This window comes from Streptomyces sp. NPDC088252 (assembly GCF_044740965.1).
Classification (GTDB): domain Bacteria; phylum Actinomycetota; class Actinomycetes; order Streptomycetales; family Streptomycetaceae; genus Streptomyces.
Genome location: NZ_JBIURS010000016.1, coordinates 28,926 through 48,268 on the forward strand (window position 1 = coordinate 28,926; position 19,343 = coordinate 48,268).

21 protein-coding genes and 1 tRNA gene are annotated in these 19,343 nt (G+C 70.6%); 8 read left to right on the forward strand and 14 right to left on the reverse strand.

All coding sequences use genetic code 11. The annotated features are described in order from the left end of the window. Positions 1 to 9: 9 nt before the first annotated feature. Entirely contained in the window at positions 10 to 531 is a 522-nt protein-coding gene (locus ACIOHC_RS28295; protein ID WP_351081703.1) for a MarR family winged helix-turn-helix transcriptional regulator, read from the reverse strand. 414 nt (positions 532 to 945) lie between these two features. On the opposite strand from ACIOHC_RS28295, the gene ACIOHC_RS28300 reads away from it, so the two are divergent. Next, entirely contained in the window at positions 946 to 1,155 is a 210-nt protein-coding gene (locus tag ACIOHC_RS28300; RefSeq protein ID WP_351081702.1) for a hypothetical protein, read from the forward strand. A gap of 41 nt (positions 1,156 to 1,196) precedes the next feature. On the opposite strand, the gene ACIOHC_RS28305 is transcribed toward ACIOHC_RS28300, so the two are convergent. From ACIOHC_RS28305 to ACIOHC_RS28345, 9 genes are all read right to left on the reverse strand, one after another. Further along, positions 1,197 to 2,033, reverse strand: a complete 837-nt coding sequence (locus ACIOHC_RS28305) for a hypothetical protein (RefSeq protein ID WP_401844490.1) — start codon at positions 2,031 to 2,033, stop codon at positions 1,197 to 1,199. A gap of 73 nt (positions 2,034 to 2,106) precedes the next feature. After that, a complete protein-coding gene (locus ACIOHC_RS28310; protein WP_351081700.1) occupies positions 2,107 to 2,973 on the reverse strand; it encodes an RNA polymerase sigma factor SigF in 867 nt (288 codons plus the stop codon). 236 nt (positions 2,974 to 3,209) lie between these two features. Next, positions 3,210 to 4,085: an RNA polymerase sigma factor SigF gene (locus tag ACIOHC_RS28315; protein WP_389638025.1), complete on the reverse strand. Its 876-nt coding sequence runs from the start codon at positions 4,083 to 4,085 to the stop codon at positions 3,210 to 3,212. A 221-nt stretch (positions 4,086 to 4,306) separates the two neighbouring features. Beyond that, entirely contained in the window at positions 4,307 to 4,600 is a 294-nt protein-coding gene (locus ACIOHC_RS28320) for a Dabb family protein (protein WP_389638024.1), read from the reverse strand. Positions 4,601 to 4,611: 11 nt separating this feature from the next. Further along, entirely contained in the window at positions 4,612 to 4,776 is a 165-nt protein-coding gene (locus ACIOHC_RS28325) for a hypothetical protein (RefSeq protein WP_351081694.1), read from the reverse strand. A gap of 523 nt (positions 4,777 to 5,299) precedes the next feature. After that, a tRNA-Ser gene (locus ACIOHC_RS28330) sits at positions 5,300 to 5,384 on the reverse strand. Positions 5,385 to 5,429: 45 nt separating this feature from the next. Continuing rightward, complete coding sequence (gene tadA, locus ACIOHC_RS28335; RefSeq protein ID WP_351081713.1) at positions 5,430 to 5,858, reverse strand: tRNA adenosine(34) deaminase TadA; 429 nt, start codon at positions 5,856 to 5,858, stop codon at positions 5,430 to 5,432. An 81-nt stretch (positions 5,859 to 5,939) separates the two neighbouring features. After that, positions 5,940 to 6,485, reverse strand: a complete 546-nt coding sequence (locus ACIOHC_RS28340; protein WP_401844584.1) for a hypothetical protein — start codon at positions 6,483 to 6,485, stop codon at positions 5,940 to 5,942. A 187-nt stretch (positions 6,486 to 6,672) separates the two neighbouring features. Continuing rightward, positions 6,673 to 6,900 carry a hypothetical protein gene (locus ACIOHC_RS28345; RefSeq protein ID WP_351081692.1) on the reverse strand — a complete coding sequence of 76 codons (228 nt, stop codon included), beginning with the start codon at positions 6,898 to 6,900 and terminating at the stop codon, positions 6,673 to 6,675. A 103-nt stretch (positions 6,901 to 7,003) separates the two neighbouring features. Between ACIOHC_RS28345 and upp the strand changes: the two genes are divergently transcribed. Beyond that, positions 7,004 to 7,639 (forward strand): uracil phosphoribosyltransferase, encoded by a 636-nt coding sequence (gene upp / locus ACIOHC_RS28350; RefSeq protein WP_351081690.1) that lies wholly within the window; start codon positions 7,004 to 7,006, stop codon positions 7,637 to 7,639. A gap of 114 nt (positions 7,640 to 7,753) precedes the next feature. On the opposite strand, the gene ACIOHC_RS28355 is transcribed toward upp, so the two are convergent. The 3 genes from ACIOHC_RS28355 to ACIOHC_RS28365 form a co-directional block, all read right to left on the reverse strand. Beyond that, positions 7,754 to 8,347: a LytR C-terminal domain-containing protein gene (locus ACIOHC_RS28355; protein WP_351081709.1), complete on the reverse strand. Its 594-nt coding sequence runs from the start codon at positions 8,345 to 8,347 to the stop codon at positions 7,754 to 7,756. 167 nt (positions 8,348 to 8,514) lie between these two features. Beyond that, complete coding sequence (locus ACIOHC_RS28360; protein WP_072488263.1) at positions 8,515 to 8,811, reverse strand: type II toxin-antitoxin system VapB family antitoxin; 297 nt, start codon at positions 8,809 to 8,811, stop codon at positions 8,515 to 8,517. 629 nt (positions 8,812 to 9,440) lie between these two features. Next, positions 9,441 to 10,055, reverse strand: coding sequence for an HhH-GPD-type base excision DNA repair protein (locus tag ACIOHC_RS28365; RefSeq protein ID WP_401844493.1), 615 nt, complete (start codon positions 10,053 to 10,055; stop codon positions 9,441 to 9,443). A gap of 176 nt (positions 10,056 to 10,231) precedes the next feature. Here ACIOHC_RS28365 and ACIOHC_RS28370 point away from each other — a divergent pair, with 176 nt between their 5' ends. Together ACIOHC_RS28370 and ACIOHC_RS28375 are read left to right on the forward strand one after the other, a co-directional pair. After that, positions 10,232 to 10,384 (forward strand): hypothetical protein, encoded by a 153-nt coding sequence (locus ACIOHC_RS28370; protein ID WP_401844494.1) that lies wholly within the window; start codon positions 10,232 to 10,234, stop codon positions 10,382 to 10,384. A 676-nt stretch (positions 10,385 to 11,060) separates the two neighbouring features. Then, a complete protein-coding gene (locus ACIOHC_RS28375; RefSeq protein ID WP_351081684.1) occupies positions 11,061 to 11,894 on the forward strand; it encodes a DUF4157 domain-containing protein in 834 nt (277 codons plus the stop codon). 117 nt (positions 11,895 to 12,011) lie between these two features. Here ACIOHC_RS28375 and ACIOHC_RS28380 read toward each other — a convergent pair whose 3' ends face one another. Further along, positions 12,012 to 13,367, reverse strand: coding sequence for a hypothetical protein (locus ACIOHC_RS28380; protein ID WP_351081682.1), 1,356 nt, complete (start codon positions 13,365 to 13,367; stop codon positions 12,012 to 12,014). A gap of 209 nt (positions 13,368 to 13,576) precedes the next feature. On the opposite strand from ACIOHC_RS28380, the gene ACIOHC_RS28385 reads away from it, so the two are divergent. From ACIOHC_RS28385 to ACIOHC_RS28400, 4 genes are all read left to right on the forward strand, one after another. Beyond that, the gene (locus tag ACIOHC_RS28385) at positions 13,577 to 14,203 is read left to right on the forward strand and encodes a response regulator transcription factor (RefSeq protein WP_351081680.1); all 627 of its coding nucleotides are present in this window, start codon (positions 13,577 to 13,579) and stop codon (positions 14,201 to 14,203) included. A 165-nt stretch (positions 14,204 to 14,368) separates the two neighbouring features. After that, positions 14,369 to 16,474, forward strand: a complete 2,106-nt coding sequence (locus tag ACIOHC_RS28390; protein WP_365688517.1) for an HYR domain-containing protein — start codon at positions 14,369 to 14,371, stop codon at positions 16,472 to 16,474. Between the two features lie 28 nt (positions 16,475 to 16,502). Next, positions 16,503 to 17,282 (forward strand): DUF4255 domain-containing protein, encoded by a 780-nt coding sequence (locus ACIOHC_RS28395; protein WP_401844497.1) that lies wholly within the window; start codon positions 16,503 to 16,505, stop codon positions 17,280 to 17,282. Further along, a complete protein-coding gene (locus ACIOHC_RS28400) occupies positions 17,279 to 19,324 on the forward strand; it encodes an ATP-binding protein (protein WP_365688515.1) in 2,046 nt (681 codons plus the stop codon). Before ACIOHC_RS28395 ends, ACIOHC_RS28400 begins: the two co-directional genes overlap by 4 nt. Positions 19,325 to 19,343 lie beyond the last annotated feature (19 nt).

A 19,343-nucleotide genomic window follows, 5' to 3' on the forward strand; every position in this document is an offset into this window, starting at 1 on the left:
TTGCTTCTGTTACACGGGTGTACGGGTGTGCGAGTCGTTGTCGCTGTCGGCGTGCCGGGGGCGGCAGTCGCCACTGTGCTTTCCGGGGGCACACCCTCCGGGGCCGCGACAGGCGAAGCTGTCGCGCAGCCGGGCCAACAGCGTGTTGAGCTGTCCGACCTCGTCGTCGGACCAGTGGGAGAGGTTGTGGGCGAACATTTCGGTGGTCCGACGGTTCAGATCACCGAGCACGTCGTCCCCGGCGGGGGTCAGCCGCAGGATGCGGGACCGCTTGTCGGCCGGGTCCGAGGACCGCTCGATCCAGCCGTGCTCCGCCACATGGGCCACATGACGGCTGGTCACCGACATGTCGACGTCCAACAGTTCGGCCAGTCTGCTGATTCGCATCTCGCCGTGCTGATGGAGAAGAGCCAGCACGGCGGCGGATCCGGCAGGACATTCGGCGGGCAGGATGCGGGCGAGACCTCGCTTGACGGCTCCGACGGCGCTGAGCTGCCGGGCCAGTTCTTCGTACTGACTCCGTGCGGCCACGGGACCTCCAGACATCTCACCGGTGCATCTTGTTGCTTAGGGCAACCATAGAATCGTTGGTTGCTGAAGGCAAACGAAAAAGACCTTGCATAAGTAAAGGAACGCAAAAGGCTGCGTAGGGCCCGAGTCAAAGGCCCAGCGTGTGGGGCGCGCGTCGGGACAGGTGTGGTTCGCGCCACAGGCGGGGCGATCGGGTGTCCGATTCGAGCTGTGCGCCGGGTGGCCTGCCCGCCGCTTTCGGGTGCCCGCTCCCCGCGACCGCGGGCTGCCCGTTCCGTATATACGGGTGCGGGGCTTCCGTGTGCACGGGTGCGGGGCGCCCACCCCCTCCTTCGCCGGCCGTCGGCTTCGGTCCGGACCCTTCAGCGACCCGGGGGTTGGGCCCCCACTCCGAGTTCGCTAGGGTCCTGGCCCATGGCACACAACCCCCATGCCCCGCAGGGCCCCGAGGGCAACCACGACCCGGCCGGCAGCACTCAGATGTTCCGCGCCTTCGTCGACGAGGGCGAGCCGCAGCGTCGGCAGCAGCCGGCTGCCTCGTCCGGACCGAGGACCGGGGTGATCGTCACCGTCGTCGCGGTGATAGTCGTCCTCGCGGCGGTCGCCTGGCTCGCGCTCGGCTGACCCGGCGCACCGGCCTCTCCTCCACCTTCCGCATCCACCCGTCACTTCAATACGGCGGTGACGTCCCTGGTCTCGACATGCATGCCCAGGGGCACCCGCCAGGCGTCCACGCAGACGGTGTACGTCTTCGTCCGTGCCGCCCCCGCGTCGATCGGCGCGGGCAGCGGCGCCGACGACTCGACGGTCGCCCAGTCGATTCCCAGCCCGCCGATGATGTGCGTGGCGAAGGTGACGGTCCCCGCGTCCGCCGGTGATCCCCCGGTGTTGCGGAACGTGACGGTCACCTTCTCGCACCAGCGCTCGGACGCGCCCGCCCGCTCGGGGGCGCCCACCACCAGCACGGCAGGCCCCGCGGGTGCGTTGGGGCCCGGTGCCGACGGGGTCGCGGGGTCCGTGGGGCCGCCGCCCGGCCCGCCCGGTCCCGACGCGCCGCCGCTGCCGTCACCGCTGCCCGTACCGCCCGTGCCGGGAGTGCCGGACGGCCGGGCGGACCCACCACCCGCGCCGCCGGCCCGTCCGGAGCCGTCGCTCCCGGTCGTGCCCCCGGAGCCGTCGCCCCCGGGCGTACCGCCGGAGCCGTCGCCGCCGGGTGTGGCACCCGGCGCAGGCCCGCCGCCGTCCCGGCCTCCGGCGCCACCGCCGCCCCCGGTGTTTCGGCCGTCCCGGTCCAGCGGCACCAGGGTCACCTTCCCCGACGGTGCCACCGCACCCGTCGGAGCCTTCCGAGGGCCCGAGTCCGCCGCGCCGACCGCCGCGTAGCCGCCGTCGTCGGCCGTCCCGCCACAGGCGGCCAGTGCGCCGCCCAGACACAGCACGGCCGCCGAGGCGGCGATCAGGGTGCCCCGGCGGCCGGTCGAGTCGCGCATCTGACGTCGCATCGCGCCAGTGTGGCTGACGGTCCGTCAAATCGGAACCCATGCGTCGGCGTCGCAGTGCGGTGGTCCACGGCGGTCAGTCGGCGATGAGCCCCTCCCTGAGCTGGGCGAGCGTACGGGTCAACAGGCGCGAGACGTGCATCTGCGAGATGCCGACCTCCTCGCCGATCTGCGACTGGGTCATGTTGGCGAAGAACCGCAGCATGATGATCTGGCGCTCGCGCGGCGGAAGCTTGGCCAGCAGCGGCTTGAGCGACTCGCGGTACTCCACGCCCTCCAGCGCCGAGTCCTCGTAACCCAGCCGGTCCGCGAGGGAGCCCTCGCCGCCGTCGTCCTCGGGCGAGGGGGAGTCCAGCGAGGAGGCGGTGTACGCGTTGCCGACGGCCAGACCGTCGACCACGTCCTCCTCGGAGACGCCGAGCGCCTTGGCCAGCTCGGGCACGGTCGGCGAGCGGTCGAGCTTCTGGGCGAGCTCGTCGCTGGTCTTGGTCAGCGCGAGCCGCAGCTCCTGGAGGCGGCGCGGAACACGCACCGACCACGAGGTGTCGCGGAAGAAGCGCTTGATCTCCCCGACGACGGTCGGCATCGCGAAGGTGGGGAACTCGACGCCCCGTTCGCAGTCGAACCGGTCGATCGCCTTGATCAGGCCGATCGTGCCGACCTGGACGATGTCCTCCATCGGCTCGTTGCGGCTGCGGAAGCGCGCCGCGGCGTAGCGCACCAGCGGGAGGTTGAGCTCGATGAGTGTGTCCCGTACGTAGGCACGCTCCGGGCTGTCCGTTCCGTCGGGGCCCGGTGCGGGTCCCAGCGCGGCGAGCCGCAGGAACAGGGAGCGGGACAGAGTGCGGGTGTCGATGGCTTCCGGCGAGCTGGTGAGCGCAACGGGTGCGGGCGCGCTCTTCGTGAGCGTGAGCACCTTCGAGCTGCCCTGTTCTGCGGACATGCCACCCCCTTGAGGTCGCGGACGGTCGCGTTGAGCCGCGACCATCGGAGGAACGCAGCCTCCACCTGAATACCGGAGGCGAGGCCACGGCAAACGCGGTTCCCGCAGAATGTCACATGTCGGCAACACGCTGTAGTGACATGTCGACAAGTCTTTGTGGCGTCCGTGCAGTTAACGGGGGGTGCGGGGCAATTGCGCCCGCTCGGAACGAACTTCGGGCGCAGCACTCGATCCGGTTAGGCCTCGATCCTGTTTGCGGATCGAAGTCGGGCGAAGCTACGGGCCAGCAGCCTTGACACATGCATCTGGGAGACACCCAGTTCCGCACTGATCTGTGACTGCGTCAGGTTGCTGTAGTAGCGCAGCAGCAGGATGCGCTGCTCGCGCTCGGGCAGTTGTACGAGCAGATGCCGGACCAGATCGCGGTGCTCGACCCCGGCGAGGGCGGGGTCCTCGTAGCCGAGGCGGTCCAGCAGTCCGGGCAGCCCGTCGCCCTCCTGGGCGGCCTCCAGCGAGGTCGCGTGGTAGGAACGACCGGCCTCGATGCAGGCCAGTACCTCGTCCTCGGAGATCTTCAGCCGTTCGGCGATCTCCGCGGTGGTGGGCGAGCGGCCGTGAGCGGTCGTCAGGTCCTCGGTGGCGCCGGTGACCTGGACCCAGAGCTCGTGCAGTCGGCGCGGGACGTGGACGGTCCGTACGTTGTCCCGGAAGTACCGCTTGATCTCGCCGACGACGGTGGGCATCGCGAAGGTCGGGAACTGGACACCGCGTTCCGGGTCGAACCGGTCGATGGCGTTGATCAGACCGATCGTGCCGACCTGGACGACGTCCTCCATCGGCTCGTTGCGGCTGCGGAAGCGCGCCGCCGCGTACCGCACCAGGGGGAGATTCGCCTCGATCAGCGCCGCCCGCACACGGCCGTGCTCCGGGGTTCCCGGCTCCAGGTTCTTGAGCTGTCCGAACAGGACCTGGGTGAGCGCCCTGGTGTCCGCGCCCCTGGTCCTGGCGGGCGCGGTGGTGCCGTCGGGCGTCTCGGCCGGGACCGTCTCGATGTCTTCGGCGACCGGGGCGGCCGGGGCGGCCGGGGCGGCCGGGGCGGTCTGGGGAGGCACTTGAGGCGCTGTACTGGCCGGCACGGTGACGCCACCCCTCTGCGGTCAACTTCGGTCAACTCATCCGTCAAAAGCGGTCATAGCATCACAAGACATGTCCACTGTGCGCAAGCACCGTATAGCGTCGTGTTGGGGTCAACTTGGTTTAAACACTAAAAAAAGCCCCTCACTGCAATGGTGAGGGGCTCGGGTGACCGGTCGGATCAGGACGGTCGGGCGGATCAGAACGGATAGTCGGCGATCACCCAGGTGGCGAACTCGCGCCACTGACCGGCGGCGGCCTGATGGGCCGGATGCTCGATGTAGCGCTTCAGGGCGTCCTCGTCGGAGACCGCGGAGTTGATGGCGAAGTCGTACGCGATCGGCCGGTCGGTGATGTTCCAGGCGCACTCCCAGAACTCCAGCTCGGGGACCTGCCCCTCCAGCTCCTGGAAGGCCCTCGCCCCGGCGACGACCCGCGGGTCGTCCCGCTCGACGCCGTCGTTCAGCTTGAACAGGACCAGATGGCGGATCATGGGGGTAACTCCTACTTCACGAGCTCGGACATGAAGTCGCCGACGCCCTGCGCGGCACTCGAAACGCCCTCGAACCCTATCTGGACGAGATCTGCCGCCCGTTCCGGGGACGTGATGATCGTGTACAGCACGAAGACGACTATCACGTAGAGAGCTATCTTCTTCGCTTGCACCATCAGCCCCTGCCTCCCCTTGGATCCCCGTGCAGTCGGGCGATTCTATCCGCACGCATGGCCGTATCCCTCTGATGTATCCGACCACTCACACCGTCTTTAAGGACCAACGACCTGTTGATCGGGGCCCTTCGTCCGCCCACAGGGCTTCCGCGAGGCCGCAGGATGGGTGGCGAGCCCCGCGGACCGGGCAGGAACCGACGGGGCGAGGAACAGGACCTCACTGTGGGGTCCTCGCTGCGAGCTTCCCCCTGACCGCGGCGAGGGCTTGAGCGGCCTGTTCTCATCGGGGGAAGCGGCTTGTCCCCCCGATGCCGCTTCCCCCGACCAACGCTTCGGGCCGTGGCCCCGGGTACGACGGACGTCGACGCCCGGGGCCACAGCCATGTCCGCGGGAGCGCCGTCGGGTCCATGGGGCCCGCAGCCGCACCCGCGGAGCCCGCAGTTGGGCCCGGGACTCGGCCGGCATCCGCGGACGCGGAAAACTCGAAGGGCCCGACGCGATGCGCCGGGCCCTTCACAAGAGCGGTAGCGGAGGGATTTGAACCCTCGGTGAGTTTCCCCACACTCGCTTTCGAGGCGAGCTCCTTCGGCCGCTCGGACACGCTACCGAGAGAGAGCTTAGACCATCCCGGGGCGTGGACAGAAATCCAATGTCAGAGCTTGCGGAAGAACGCCGTCAGCCGGGCGGCGCAGACGTCCTCCAGCACTCCGTGGATCACCTCGGGACGGTGGTTGAGCCGACGGTCGCGTACGACGTCCCAGAGCGAGCCCGCCGCGCCCGCCTTCTCGTCGAGCGCCCCGTAGACCACCCGGTCCACGCGGGACTGCACCAGTGCGCCCGCGCACATCGTGCAGGGCTCCAGGGTGACCACCAGGGTGCAGCCGGACAGCCGCCATCGGCCGAGCGCCGCTGCGGCCCGGCGGAGGGCGAGGATCTCGGCGTGCGCGGTCGGGTCGCCGGTCGCCTCGCGTTCGTTGTGGCCCGTGGCGAGCAGGGCGCCGTCCGGGCCGAGGACGACGGCGCCGACCGGCACATCGCCGGCCCGCGCCGCCACGTCGGCCTCGGCCAGGGCGCGGCGCATGTGCGCCCGCCAGGGGTCTCTTACAGGATCGTGCGGTTCCGGCAGTCCTTGCGGGTGTGGTGGTTCGCTCACCCGCGGACCCTAACGGACGGTCTCCAGGACCTCGGCCGCGCCCAGCGCGTCCGCGATCTCCACCAGTGCGTCCGTGCGCAGCATCAGCAGCTCGGCCTCGGGGAGCCCGAGGTCGGCCAGGATCCCGGTGTCACCGATCGGGCCCGCCGGTACGGCGTCGGCGTCGAGTTCGTCGTCATCGTCGTTGTCGGGGGTGATGTCCGGCTCGCCGTCCTCCGTACCGTCGAGGCCGACGAGCTCTTCGAGGGCGGCAATGGTGTCCTCGGCTCCGGGTTCGCGGCCGAGCAGTTCATCGGTGAGCAGGATCTCCCCGTACGAGGAGCGGGCGGCGGCGGTGGCGTCCGAGACGAAAATTCGGGGGTCCTCCTCACCGTCCACCCGGACGACGCCGAACCAGGCGTCCTCCTGCTCGATGAAGACGAGCACCGTGTCCTCGTCCACCGAGGCCTCGCGGGCCAGATCCGTCAGGTCGGACAGGGTCTCCACATCGTCGAGTTCCGTGTCGCTCGCTTCCCACCCGTCTTCGGTGCGCGCGAGCAGTGCGGCGAAGTACACCGTGACTCTCCCACTGGTCATAGGGGTGTCGGTCCGGCGGGAGGGCAGTCGGTGGTCCGGCTGCCCTGCGTCCCGCCCATCGGAATCGTGGCAGAAACAAGGGCTTTGCGAGAGGAGTTCGGCCGTTGCGTCGGCCATCAGTTCTCCCGGACGCCGCCACCAGGGGGACACGGGACCGCCGTCCGACCTACCAGCGGAAGGTCCTCATCCGCATGGCCTGGCGCATCCGGGCCGCCCTGGCCCGGCGTGGCTGGACCCGGTCGCGGAGCGCCTTCGCCTCATGAAGCTCGCGCAGGAATTGGGCGCGCCGCCTGCGGCGCGCCGTTTCGGCCTCCTGCGGGTCCTGCGGGCCCCCCGCGTCCTGCGGGACCGGCGTGTCCGGCTGGTCCCGCTTGCGCTCTTCCCCGTCCGGCATCGGCTCATCACCCCAAGGCTGGGTCCGTATGCCACCACCTTCCCTCCGAACGTGTGGTTGATGCCAGCGCAGAGGTGCGAGCGGCCCGGTTACTGTTGAACCCATGCGGATCCACGTCGTCGACCACCCACTGGTCGCGCACAAACTCACCACCCTGCGCGACAGGCGCACCGACTCCCCTACCTTCCGGCGGCTCGCCGACGAGCTGGTCACCCTGCTCGCCTACGAGGCCACCCGGGATGTGCGCACCGAACAGGTCGACATCGAGACCCCGGTCACACCGACGACCGGGGTGAAGCTGTCGCACCCCCGGCCCCTGGTCGTGCCGATCCTCCGGGCCGGTCTCGGCATGCTCGACGGCATGGTGCGGCTGCTGCCGACCGCCGAGGTGGGCTTCCTGGGCATGATCCGCGACGAGGAGACGCTCCAGGCGTCCACGTACGCGACGCGGATGCCGGAGGACCTCTCGGGCCGCCAGGTGTACGTCCTGGACCCGATGCTGGCCACCGGCGGCACGCTGGTGGCGGCCATTCAGGAACTCATCGAGCGCGGTGCGGACGACGTCACCGCGGTCGTGCTGCTCGCGGCGCCCGAAGGCGTCGAGGTGATGGAGCGCGAGCTGGCGGGTACGCCGGTGACCGTCGTGACCGCCTCGGTCGACGAGCGGCTCAACGAGAACGGCTACATCGTCCCGGGCCTCGGTGACGCGGGCGACCGGATGTACGGCACCGTCGACTGAGGGCTGCCCCGTAATCCCGTGGTCCGGACGAAGGACCGCAGGTCCTGCCCCCTGCACAGGCCCCAGGGGCCGGGCGGGACGCGCTGACGGCCGCCGGGTCCGTTCCGGCCGCCGTCAGCAGGACGGTGCGGGGGCAGGCTTCGCCAGGGCGGCGAGGGCCGCGGCGGCGGACTGCGGCGTGCTGAGCGCCTTGAACTTCGTACCCAGAATCAGATCGACGTCCGCGGTCCTGCGGGCGTCGGTCTTCGACACGGTCCCCTGCAACTGCGTACCGAGGACCGGGAACGGGCCGTTCACGGCCGACGGAGCGCCCAGCAGCACCCCCGTACCGGCGACCTTCTTGTCGTACGCGGCCGGGGCGTTCCCCACCTCGCCGATGGTGAAGCCGCGCTTCTTGAGCTCGTCCGCGGCCTTCTTGGCGAGCCCGCTGCGCGGGGTCGCGTTGTAGACGTTGACGGTGATCTTCGCGGGCTTCGGCAGCGCCTTCGCCGGTGCTGACGGCTTGGCCGACGGGCAGTCCGTCTCGTGGTCGGCGGCGCTGGCCTGCCGGTCGCCGCCCGTGAAGACGTCGATGAGCTGCAGCGTGCCCCACCCGGCCAGCCCGAGGGCAACCACGGAAGCGGTGGCAGCGAGGATCAGTTTGCCGCGACGCCGGGGGCGGCGCATGCGCGGGTACTTGTCGCCCGTGATGCGGTACTTTCCGCCCATGCCGGGGGGAGTGAGCATGCTCATGGGCGCAGCGTAGTGCGGCCCGGTGATGATGCCTACTAAATGATCAATGGATCGCACCCGTCCGAGTGCGAAAGCACCCGAACGAACCCGGAGTGGGCCCGCAGGGCTTGCCGTTCGTGCGACGAGACTGCCACGACGCCCCGTCAGCCGAGTTCGAGCACCCGGGCGTGCAGTACCTGGCGCTGCTGAAGCGCGGCGCGGACCGCGCGGTGCAGTCCGTCCTCCAGATAGAGGTCGCCCTGCCACTTCACGACGTGCGCGAACAGGTCCCCGTAGAACGTCGAATCCTCGGCGAGGAGGGTTTCGAGGTCCAGGTTGCCCTTGGTGGTCACCAGCTGATCGAGGCGGACCGGGCGCGGCGCGACATCCGCCCACTGCCGGGTGCTTTCCCGGCCGTGGTCGGGATAAGGCCGCCCATTTCCGATGCGCTTGAAGATCACACGGAAAGCCTACCGGGCAAGAGCCTCCGGGCGCAGCCATGGGGCGGGACTGCGATACCGCGAGAACGCCATGAAAGCGGGCATTTCGGAACGGCGGCCTTGGTGAGTGACAGCGACGGCACGGGCGAAGGCACTGGTTCGGACACCAGCGACGGTGCGAGTACGGGTGTGGGCGTGGCGTCCCGTGGAGGTGTGGCTTCGGGCGCGGGTGCGGCCTCCGATGAAGGTGTGGTGTCGGGTGCGGGTGTGGCGTCGGGTACCGGTGAGGCTTTCGGCGGCGGGGCCGGGGTCCTGCCGCCGCAGGCACGGGAGATCGCCGACGGGTACGCCGTCTCCGGAACCGCTCTCGATCCGGGCGCACTGCTCCGGGGCGGTTGTGTGCCTGCCGGATGCGCAGGTCCGGATCCCACCGGCGACGCTGAACCGGCACGAACCCGTCGCGGGGCCACCGGTCCCGGCAGGTCCAGGACGCGCCGGCGGTGTGACGGTGCCGCTGCAGTGGGTGCATTGGGGTGCGTCGGAGCGCGCAGGGCGTGCGGAGGGGCGCGTGACGAGTGCGCCGGAGGGGGAAGTGGAGGGACGGGGGTGCTGCGGGCACGCGATGAGGGCCTGTGGTGCGGGCGCTGCCGCTACGTGTCCGCGCGTTTGGCCGCCCTGGCCGCCTGCTTGGCCTGCTGCTTGTACGCGCGGACCTCGGCGAGTGATTCCGGGCCGGTGATGTCGGCGACCGACCGGTGCGAGCCCGCCTCACCGTACGGCCCGGCCGCCTCCCGCCAGCCCGTCGGCCGGACTCCGAACTGCTTGCCCAGCAGTGCCAGGAAGATCTGCGCCTTCTGCGCGCCGAACCCCGGCAGCGCGTTCAGCCGCTTGCGCAGCTCGGCCCCGGTGGAGACATCGCTCCACACCGCGCTCGCGTCGCCGTCGTACTCCGCCACCAGGTACTGGCACAACTGCTGGACCCGCTTGGCCATGGAGCCCGGATGGCGGTGCAGCGCGGGTTTGGCGGTGAAGAGTTCGGTGAAGGCCTCCGGGGCGTAGGCCGCGATCTCATGGGCGTCCAGATCGTCCCCGCCCATCCGTACGGCCAGGGTGTACGGGCCGGAGAAGGCCCATTCCATCGGCACCTGCTGGTCGAGCAGCATGCCGACCAGAGCGGCGAGCGGGCTGCGTGCGAGGAGCTCGTCCGCCGCGGGGTCCTGGGCGATCCGCAGGGTGATGTCCTGGTCCTTGTTGCTCTTGGTCATGCCGTCGATCATCCCGACGGCGGCGGGGCCCGGCCACTCCGCGGCCCGTCGATGCAGCCGTTCGCCGCTGATTTCGTTCGCGGAGGCGACGTGGGGGAGAGGGCGCGAGAGGCCGCGGCGCGAGGGTCGGCGGCCGCCGGGGGTGACTGTCAGTGGCGTCCGGCAGGCTGGAGGATGTGGACATCGACAACTGGAAGTTGCTTCTGGAGAGTTGGAGCAGGCACTGGTTCGCCGCCCGGGACCTGCTCGATCCCGAGGAGGCCGAGGAGGAGGCCGACGGCGATGCGGTGGTCGCCGGATCGCTGGGGTTTCCGGCAGCGACCGGCTGACCGGCCTGGACGCGCGGGCGTCGCTCGGCACCAGGGCGATATCGGTCTGGTGCGCGGGGACCCGTGTTCCCGCCGGTCCGGGTACCGCCGCCCCCGCGCAGACCATTCGCTTCTCGTATGCCGAGGACGGTCAGGAGGTGTACGGATACACGACCGGTGGTGATGCGCGTGCGACGAGAGGAATGCTGCCCGCACCGCTCGGTGCGCTTCCGTTCGGTGGGCCCGCGCTCGACGCCATCGCTGCGGCGCACGGGGTCTCGATGCCCCGATTCGCCCTGCGGAGCGGTCGGTTGCACGCAGCGGCGGCGAAGTCGTGGATCGGGCCGCCGGCGGCGGGGGAGGGACGCACCACCATCCAGGCCTTCGCGGTCCTGCGTACACGGGGCATTGATGCCTCTCGGGCGGAGGAGAGACGCCGTCGACTTCGCTGATCCCCCGGATCTCCGTCGGATCCCCGCCGAACACGCTTCGAGGAAGCGTGCGTTGACGTGTTGAGGCGGTCGGGGCCGGGCGGCGGGCTTCGCGAGGCCGGGCGAAATGGTGGGGATGCCCGAAGGGGCAGCGACGGCTGCCCCTGGCCGGCAGGGTCCGGGCTGGACGGGACAGGGAGACGTGGTGAAGGTGGAGTGGTGGGGCCATCACGACGCGCCTTCGACCCGGGGCGCGGTCAGGGGAGATGACGATGCACGCACAGGAATGGGACCAGGAACACGACCACGAACGGGACCACGGGCACGGGCAGGAGCAGGACGATGCCGCGCACGCGTCGAGGACGGCCGGGGGCCGCGAGGCCGCGGGCATCCCGCACCTCTACCGTGCGGCGGCGGCCGGACGGGCCGATGTGGTCGGCGCCGGCGGCATGAGCGCGCTCCAGCGGGCGGTCGGCAACAGCGCCGTGGGCTCGATGCTCCAGCGGCAGGAGGAGGGAGAACGCTCCCCCGTGCACGAGGTGGTCTCGTCCGGAGGTGGGCAGCCCCTGGACACCGAGACCCGCACCGATCTGGAGGGGCGGATGGGCGCGGACTTCTCCGACGTCCGCATCCACACCGGCTCCGCCGCGCACGAGTCGGCGAAGGGCGTGGGCGCCCACGCGTACACGGTCGGCAACAACGTCGTCTTCCAGCGGGACGCGTACGATCCGTCCACGCCGCAGGGCCGCACCACGCTGGCCCATGAGCTCACCCATGTGATCCAGCAGCGCAACGGGCCGGTGGAGGGTACGGAGGCGCCGGGCGGCATCAGGGTGAGCGATCCGTCCGACCGGTTCGAGCGGGAGGCCGTCGCGAACGCCGACCGGGTGCTGTCGGAACCGGCGCCCGTCCCGGCTTCGGACTCGGCTCCGGGGATCGGGACCGGGGCGGCCGGTCATGGCTCGGCCCCCGCCTCGGTGCCCGCCGTGCAAAGGGCGGCGACGGAGGACGAGGACGAGCAACCCGCCGATGTGCAGGGTTCCTTCGTGCAGCGGGCGGAGGAAGGAGCCGAGGAGGAAGAAGAGGCTCCGCCCGCCTGAGCGTGGCGGGTTCTTCGTCAGTCCGCGCCGTCGGTCCGCGGAGCCAGTCCGGCGTCGGTTTGCGTCGGCGGTCCGCGGAGCCAGTCCGGCGTCGGTTTGCGTCGGCGGTGCGCGCCGTCAGTCCGCGGCATCCGTCCGCATCGTGCCGCCCAGGAACAGCGACTCCGCACACCGGGAGGGCGTCGGCGCGTTCACCGGCTTGCCCACCTTCCGGCAGTCGACGGTCATCGTGACCTTGCCGCCCGCGGGCACCAGGATCGGTGTCACGAAGTGGTAGTCGGAGTCCCGGAAGTTCTCCAGCGCCAGCCGGAGCACCGGCGTGTTTCGACCGGTGGAGACGAGGAGCGTTCCCGCGTCGCCCTGCGGGTTCTGGACCACGATGTCCGTCAGCTGGAAGGTGTGCCCGCGGGGTACCTGCAGGGCCGTCGAGGTATTCGACCCACCGCCCACCGAGTCCCTGACCTGCACCTGCGCACTGGTCGGAGCGGCCTCGGACGCACCGCCGGACCCGTTGCCGGTCCCGCCGTCGGACGTGCCGGAACCCGGTGAGGGACGGGGGCTCGGTGAACCACCGTTCGCCCCGGAGGAGTCACCGCCGCCCGATCCCGGGCCGGCTGTGGAGCCCTGGTCCGGGGCCTTGCTCTTGTCGGCCGCGGCGGCCGACCGTACCGCGTCCGGCGTGATCGCCTCCCGTGCCGCCGACTTCACGGCCGGCCGCAGCAGCGCGTACCAGAGCCCGACCAGCGCGATCAGCAGCACGGCCGCGGTGATGAGCGCCCGCGGAAGCCAGCGTGGCAGGATCGGCTCCTGCTGGTACGAGCCGTCCAGGGTCACCGGTGCGGCCGGTTCGGCCGGTGCCTGCCCCTCCACCAGATCCGTTGTGACGACGACCTGGAAGGCGTGCGTGACCGGCGTTCCGCGCCACACGCGCTTCGCCGGCCGGATCCTCAGCTTCCCGAACTCCGCCCGCCCGGGAGCGATCTCCAGCGCATCCGCGGCGAACGCGACCCGGGCCCGCTCCGTACCGGACCGGGCGCCCAGCCGTACGGTGGCCGGTGTGTTCCCCCGGTTGTCGACGGCGAGCTGATGCCTCCCGCGCCAGGCGCCGTGCGAACTGCGCGGCACCAGCTCGGCGGTCGTCTCGGTGAAGGGAAGTACGGTCACCCGCCCTTCGGGCACCACCGTGTCGTCCTGCTCGCTGGTGGGCACCACCCGTATCCCGAAGGGTGTCTCCCCCGCGAGAACGGTCGAGTCGCGGGGCGGACGCAGTACGAGGGAGACCGTCCGGGAGTCACCCGGGTACAGGGACAGCGTCGCCGGTTCCACCGTCGACCAGGCGGCACACGCACCGATCACCTCGAACCGGTATTCCTCGACGGTGCTGCCGGAGTTGAGGATCCGCAGAGGGAGGGCCGTCTCCTCGCCCGGTGCGGCAGTGACGGACGACTCGTCGAGGCTTGCCGTGAGACTCATACGCCGCACCGTAGGGTCGGCGTCCCGCGCCGACATGGGTCGTGAAGGAACACTTCCGGGCAGAATCCGTGCCCGGATCGGCTTTTTTGTTTCCCTCCAGGTAAACGAGGGAATCTTTTGACCGCCTCAGACGAATGAGGCATACGAAACAGCCGTGATGGTTGTGTTCGCTGCGAGGCCATCGGCTGTTGCTCAGGGGGAGCATTGCCATGGAGCGCACGACTGTCGCATTACGGGCCCAGGATCCGATCTCTCAAGCGGGTGTGGCCAGTCAGTTACGGGCCCGGCCCGAGGTCAGCGTCACGGAGTGGGTGGAAGGCGACGCCTCACCCCAGATCGTGGTCGTCGTCGTGGACACGGTCGACGAGGAGGTACTGACGATGCTGCGCCACATTCAGCGCACCAGCACCTCGCGCGCCGTTCTCGTCACCACGGACATCGACGAGCAGAAGCTGGTGAGCGCGGCGGAGTGCGGTGTCGCCGGCGTGGTCAGGCGCTCCGAGTCGACGCCGGAACATCTGGTACAGGTCATCAGGACGGTCGCGCGGGGCGAAGGCCATCTGCCCTCCGACCTGTTGGGCAGGCTGCTGGAGGAGGTGGGCCGTCTCCAGGGACAGGTACTCGGCCCGCGCGGGCTGCACTTCACCGGTCTCGCGGCGCGCGAAGTGGATGTACTGCGCCTGGTCGCCGAGGGGTACGACACCGCGGACATCGCGACGAAGCTGGCCTATTCCGAGCGCACCATCAAGAACGTGCTGCACTCGGTGATGACTCGACTGCAGCTGCGGAACCGGTCGCACGCGGTGGCGTACGCGATGCGGCAAGGGCTGATCTGAGCCTCCCGGTGTGCGCGTCGGTGGTGGAGCCGCCGGACGCGGCGGATGCCCGAAAGGGCAGTGGCGGCTTCCCGGGGATGTGACTTCCGCACCGCTGCGGGTCGGCCGTGCGTACGGGACCGTGTGGTCCGGTACGCCGACGGGCCGAGGGTGGGGAGGACTTCCGTGCGCTGGTTCCAGCCGCCGCGGCGGGCGTTGCGGTCGCTGCGGGCGCCGCGGGCTCCGTGGTCGAGGCCGGGAGGGCCGCGGCCGTCCGCCGCGCGCCGCACACTCACCGCGTTCCGCGTCCCGGCCCTCGCGCTGCTTCTTGTGGCCACCGGCATCGCGCCCGGTTCGGCCGTCACCTCCGGTACGCCGGCGGTGGCCGTACCCGAGCCCTGGGTCACTCCCGCCGAGTTCACCGACGCGGTCGATCCCGGCGGCTCCACGGGCGTGGCCAAGCAGGTCCGTACGCCGGCGATCCCGCCGAGACCGGACGTGATCCTGCTGGTGGACGGCACGGGCAGTATGGATGTCCCCATTCAGCGGGTGAGGGAGCGGATCCCCGAGATCACGAAGGCGATCCGCGACGAGCAGCAGGACTCGCGCTTCGCCGTGGCCACCTTCGGCGACCAGCAGGTGGACCCCGACGCGGGCTTCAAGGTGCTGCAAGGGCTGACCTACGACCTGGGCGAGGTGCAGACGGGTGTCGACCAGCTCAAGGCCGACATGGGCAGCTACAGCATCGGCCCGCCCGAGGACTGGATCTACGCCCTGTGGAAGCTGGCCAACGGCGGTGACGGGAAGACCGTGTTCCGTCCTGACTCCAGCCCGGTCATCGTGCTGGTCGGCGACGCATCCAGCCATGAACCCAGCAACTACAAGTACTACCTCAGCGACGCCGAGTTCGCCCTCCAGGACGCGGGGGTGCGGCTGATCGCGGTCGGTCTGACCAGTGAGAAGGGCGACGGACTCAACGGCAACGGCCAGATACCCAAGTACCCCGATGACAAAAAGCATGAGCCGGACCAGGCCCTGCGTCTGGCGGCCGCCACCAACGGCCGGATGATCGAAGGCATCGAGGGCAATGACGTCGTGGACGCCATCATCGAGGGGTTCCGCAACCTCCCCACCAACGTGAGCTACCGCCTGGACAACTGCGATCCGCATCTGTCCGTCAGCCTCGACCCGCCCACCCAGCAGGTCACCAGCGGGGACACCGCGCACTTCGCGGAGAACATCGACGTCGCCGCGGACGCCCCCCAGGGCACCCGGCTGAGCTGCACCGTCCAGTTCCTGATGGGCACCCAGGTCCCCGGTGCGGAGACGATCGGGCCGGCCGCGGCGGCCGACCCGGACTTCCAGGAGCAGATCGACATCGATGTGAACGACATCGATGCGCCCGTCGTCACCGTGGACGATCTGACCGTCCGGGCCAAGGACAAGAACGGCGCGCGCGTGACGTACACCGCCACCGCCCAGGACACCACCGACGGCACGCTTCCGGTGACCTGCACCCCCGCCTCCGGTTCGCTCTTCCCGGTCGGCCGCACCACGGTGACCTGCTCGGCGACCGACTCGGCGGGCAATACGGGGACGGACACGGCGGAGATCGAGGTCCTGGAGGCTCCCGTGCCGCCCTCGGCGGATGTGGCGATGAAGGTCGATGTCAGCCCCGACCGTACGTACACGGGCCGCCCGGCCCGTGCCCGCTTCATCGTCACCAACGCGGGCCCGGACGCGGCGACGGGCGTGGTCATCGGCTCGACCTGGCCGAAACCGTCCAGAGCGAAGGACCGCAGCCTGCCCGCGCCCACCCGCTGCACGGCTGCCAAGCCGTGCACCATTCCGGCCGGTGGCCGCATCGAGGTGGCCCAGACGGCGACGTACCGCGCGGCGGTCACCGGAGACGTACGGGCCACCGTGCGCGGCACGCTGCCGGACCGGCGGACGGCCAACAACGAGGACACCGACCGGCTGCGCGTCCTGAAGCCCTCGCTGACCGTCACACCGCAGGTGGCCAAGCCGGGGCAGCCGGTACTGGCCCGGGGCAAGGACTACCCGCCGGGCGCGACCGTACGTTTCACGTGGAACATCGGCATCACCCCCGAGGGGGCTGCTGCCACGGTGCGCCGTGACGGCACCTTCGAGGTGCAGGTCCTGGTCCTGCGCAAGGACAAGCTCGGCCCGCGCAAGCTGCGGGCGGACTCGCGGGACCTCGACCGACTGCAGAAACCGGTCCTGGTGGTCCAGCGGAATCTCCAGCCACCGGACTTCGCGGGCCGCGCATGAGCGCCGACGACCGTACGGGAGTGATCGGGTGATCCACGAGGTCGACGACGTACTCCGTGGGCTGATCAGGGCGGAGGTGCTCGAAGGCGGCCAGATCGCGGTGGTCTTCGACGCTCCGACCCGGGAGTGGGCGGCGAAGGTCAACGCACCCATGGTCAATCTCTACCTCTACGACATCCGCGAGGACATGCGCAGGCGCGAGCGGGGTCTGCACAACGAGTACGACGAACGCGGCACGATCGTCGCGCGCCGCCGTCCGCCCCGTTTCTTCAAGCTCTCGTACCTGATCACGGCATGGACGAAGCGCCCGGAGGACGAGCACCGGCTGCTCTCGTCGCTGCTCGGCTGCCTGCTGCGGTACGAGGCGCTGCCTCCGGAGCGGCTCACCGGCACATTGGGCGAGATAGGGGCATCCGTACCCATGTCGATTGCGCTTCCGCCGCCCGAGGACCGCTCGTTCGCCGATGTGTGGAGCGCGCTGGGCGGTGAGTTGAAGCCCTCGCTGGACCTGGTGATCAGCGTGCCCGTGACGGCGTCGCCGAGCTATGTGGTCGGCCCACCGGTAGGGGACGAGGGGCTGCAGACCCGTTTCGGGGACGTACCGGAGAGGGCTGAGCCGTTGTCGGAACCGATGCCGGGGCGCGGAGGACTTCCGGTGTACGGAGATCGTCCGGGCCGGCCGGGCAGAGGCGCGGCCTCACGCAGTCCCGATACGGAACGGCGGCGCGGTCTGTCCCTCCGGATCACGGAGACCCGGAAGGCCCGCACGGAGGCGGGGAAGGCACGCACGGAGGACAGTGCCGAATGACCACTGCGGGTGATCCGAACCTGCGCCATCTCCTCGCCCGCGCGGTGGCGGTGGAGCAGCGCATCCGGCGGGCGGTCGAGGCCCGGCAGCTCACCGATCCGGACCCGGACGACGCCTTCCGCGGCCTCTACCTCACGGACGAGAACATCGTCCGCCTGCTGAACGAGAACGAGGCCCGTGCCTTCCCCTACCCCGTGCCGCCTTCCGCTCCGGACTCCGGTGAGGTGCCGACGGAGCAGTCCGGACTGACGTCCCTGGCGGGCGAGTTCGGGCTCACCGACCTCGATGTCGAGATCCTCCTTATCACGCTCGTACCGGATCTCGACGACCGCTTCGAGGCGTTCTACGGCTACCTGAACGACGATGTCACCCGCCGCCGCCCGTCCATCGGTCTGGCCCTGGGTCTCTGCGGCCTGTCCCCCGCCGACCAGGTGGCGCGCGGTCGGCTGTCGGCCCTTGCCCCACTGCGTGAAGGCCGCCTCCTTCTGGTCGAGGACCTGGACCGCCCGTTCCTGAGTCGTGCGCTCCGTGTCCCCGACCGGGTCACCGCGCACCTTCTGGGCGACGACACCCCCGACCCGCGTCTGGCCGATCTCCTCGCCCCCTGGCACGCGGTACCGGGCGTCGGCGACCCGGCTCCGCTGGCTGCGGCCCTTGTCCGAGGCGTTTCGCTCGCCTACCTCCGCGAGGACCAGGGCGGCGCGGGCACGGCCCTCGCGGCCTCCGCGCTGACGCTCGCGGGCCACCGGGTCCTGGGCCTGGACCTGGCGCGACTGGCCGAGGACCCGGCCCCGGCCGAGGCCGTCCGCTCCCTGGTCCGCGAGGCCCGGCTGACCGGCGCCGGCCTGGTCTGCGCACCGCTCGACGCGGTCTGCCGCGAACACCCGGAGCTCCTCCGGCTCCTCACCGGCACCCCGGTCCCCACGATCCTGGTGGGCCGGGCCCCCTGGGACGCGGCCTGGTCCGCCGCCCCGCCGCTGCTCCTGCACGCCCCGCGCGTGGAACCCTCGACCCGGGCCGCCCTCTGGACCGACGCGTACGACGCACCCGTCCCCGAAACCCTCGACGTGGACCGCCTGCTCTCGCCGTTCCTCCTCACCCCGGAACAGATCACCCGCGCGGCCCGGGGCGCCGCCCAGACCACCTACCTGGACGGCGGCGCCCTCACCCCCGACCACGTCCGCCAGGGCGCCCGCGCCCAGAACGCGGCAGGACTGGACCGCCTGGCCCGCCGCATCGAACCCACCGTCACCTGGAACGACCTGGTCCTCCCGCCGGACACCCATGCCCAGCTCCGCGAACTCACGGCCCGAGCGAGGCATCGCGACCGGGTCCTGGGGGAGTGGGGCATGCGCCCCGGTGGCGGCAGGGGCCGAGGCGTATCGGCCCTCTTCGCGGGCGACTCCGGCACCGGAAAGACGATGTCCGCCGAGGTCATAGCCGCAGACTTGGGCCTGGACCTCTACACCGTCGACCTGGCGACCGTGATCGACAAATACGTGGGTGAGACGGAGAAGAACCTGGAGCGGATCTTCTCCGAAGCGGCAGGAGTGAACGGGGTCCTCCTCTTCGACGAGGCGGACGCGATCTTCGGCAAACGCTCGGACGTGAAGGACGCCCATGACCGCTACGCGAACGTCGAGAGCGCGTATCTGCTCCAGCGCATGGAGTCCTTCGACGGCCTGGCCATCCTCGCCACGAATCTCCGGGCCAACCTGGACGACGCCTTCACCCGCCGCCTGGACCTGGTCATCGACTTTCCGGTCCCGGACCCCGAACAGCGCCTCCAGCTGTGGGAACGCTGCTTGGGCTCCGGACTCCCCCGGGGCAAGGACCTCGACCTCGCCTTCTGCGCGGAGAACTTCGAGCTGGCGGGCGGCAACATCCGCTCGATCGCGGTGACGGCCGCGTACCTGGCGGCGGACACGGGCGAACCGGTCACGATGCCGACACTGATCCACGCGATCCAGCGCGAGTACCAGAAACTGGGCCGCCTGACACTGGCGTCGGAGTTCGGGCCGTATCTGGAGCTGCTGGCCTGAGGTGCGACACCTCGCCCGG

Bases quoted from the DNA above. Each gene is read 5' to 3' on its own strand.
- ACIOHC_RS28380 (WP_351081682.1), bottom strand. From the start codon at position 13,367: ATGAGTCTCACGGCAAGCCTCGACGAGTCGTCCGTCACTGCCGCACCG.
- ACIOHC_RS28365 (WP_401844493.1), bottom strand. From the start codon at position 10,055: ATGACCAAGAGCAACAAGGACCAGGACATCACCCTGCGGATCGCCCAG.
- ACIOHC_RS28320 (WP_389638024.1), bottom strand. From the start codon at position 4,600: ATGATCCGCCATCTGGTCCTGTTCAAGCTGAACGACGGCGTCGAGCGG.
- ACIOHC_RS28355 (WP_351081709.1), bottom strand. From the start codon at position 8,347: ATGGGCGGAAAGTACCGCATCACGGGCGACAAGTACCCGCGCATGCGC.
- ACIOHC_RS28375 (WP_351081684.1), top strand. From the start codon at position 11,061: ATGACGATGCACGCACAGGAATGGGACCAGGAACACGACCACGAACGG.
- tadA (WP_351081713.1), bottom strand. From the start codon at position 5,858: ATGCGCCGCGCCCTGGCCGAGGCCGACGTGGCGGCGCGGGCCGGCGAT.
- ACIOHC_RS28310 (WP_351081700.1), bottom strand. From the start codon at position 2,973: ATGTCCGCAGAACAGGGCAGCTCGAAGGTGCTCACGCTCACGAAGAGC.
- ACIOHC_RS28400 (WP_365688515.1), top strand. From the start codon at position 17,279: ATGACCACTGCGGGTGATCCGAACCTGCGCCATCTCCTCGCCCGCGCG.
- ACIOHC_RS28300 (WP_351081702.1), top strand. From the start codon at position 946: ATGGCACACAACCCCCATGCCCCGCAGGGCCCCGAGGGCAACCACGAC.
- ACIOHC_RS28325 (WP_351081694.1), bottom strand. From the start codon at position 4,776: ATGGTGCAAGCGAAGAAGATAGCTCTCTACGTGATAGTCGTCTTCGTG.
- upp (WP_351081690.1), top strand. From the start codon at position 7,004: ATGCGGATCCACGTCGTCGACCACCCACTGGTCGCGCACAAACTCACC.
- ACIOHC_RS28305 (WP_401844490.1), bottom strand. From the start codon at position 2,033: ATGCGACGTCAGATGCGCGACTCGACCGGCCGCCGGGGCACCCTGATC.
- ACIOHC_RS28345 (WP_351081692.1), bottom strand. From the start codon at position 6,900: ATGCCGGACGGGGAAGAGCGCAAGCGGGACCAGCCGGACACGCCGGTC.
- ACIOHC_RS28385 (WP_351081680.1), top strand. From the start codon at position 13,577: ATGGAGCGCACGACTGTCGCATTACGGGCCCAGGATCCGATCTCTCAA.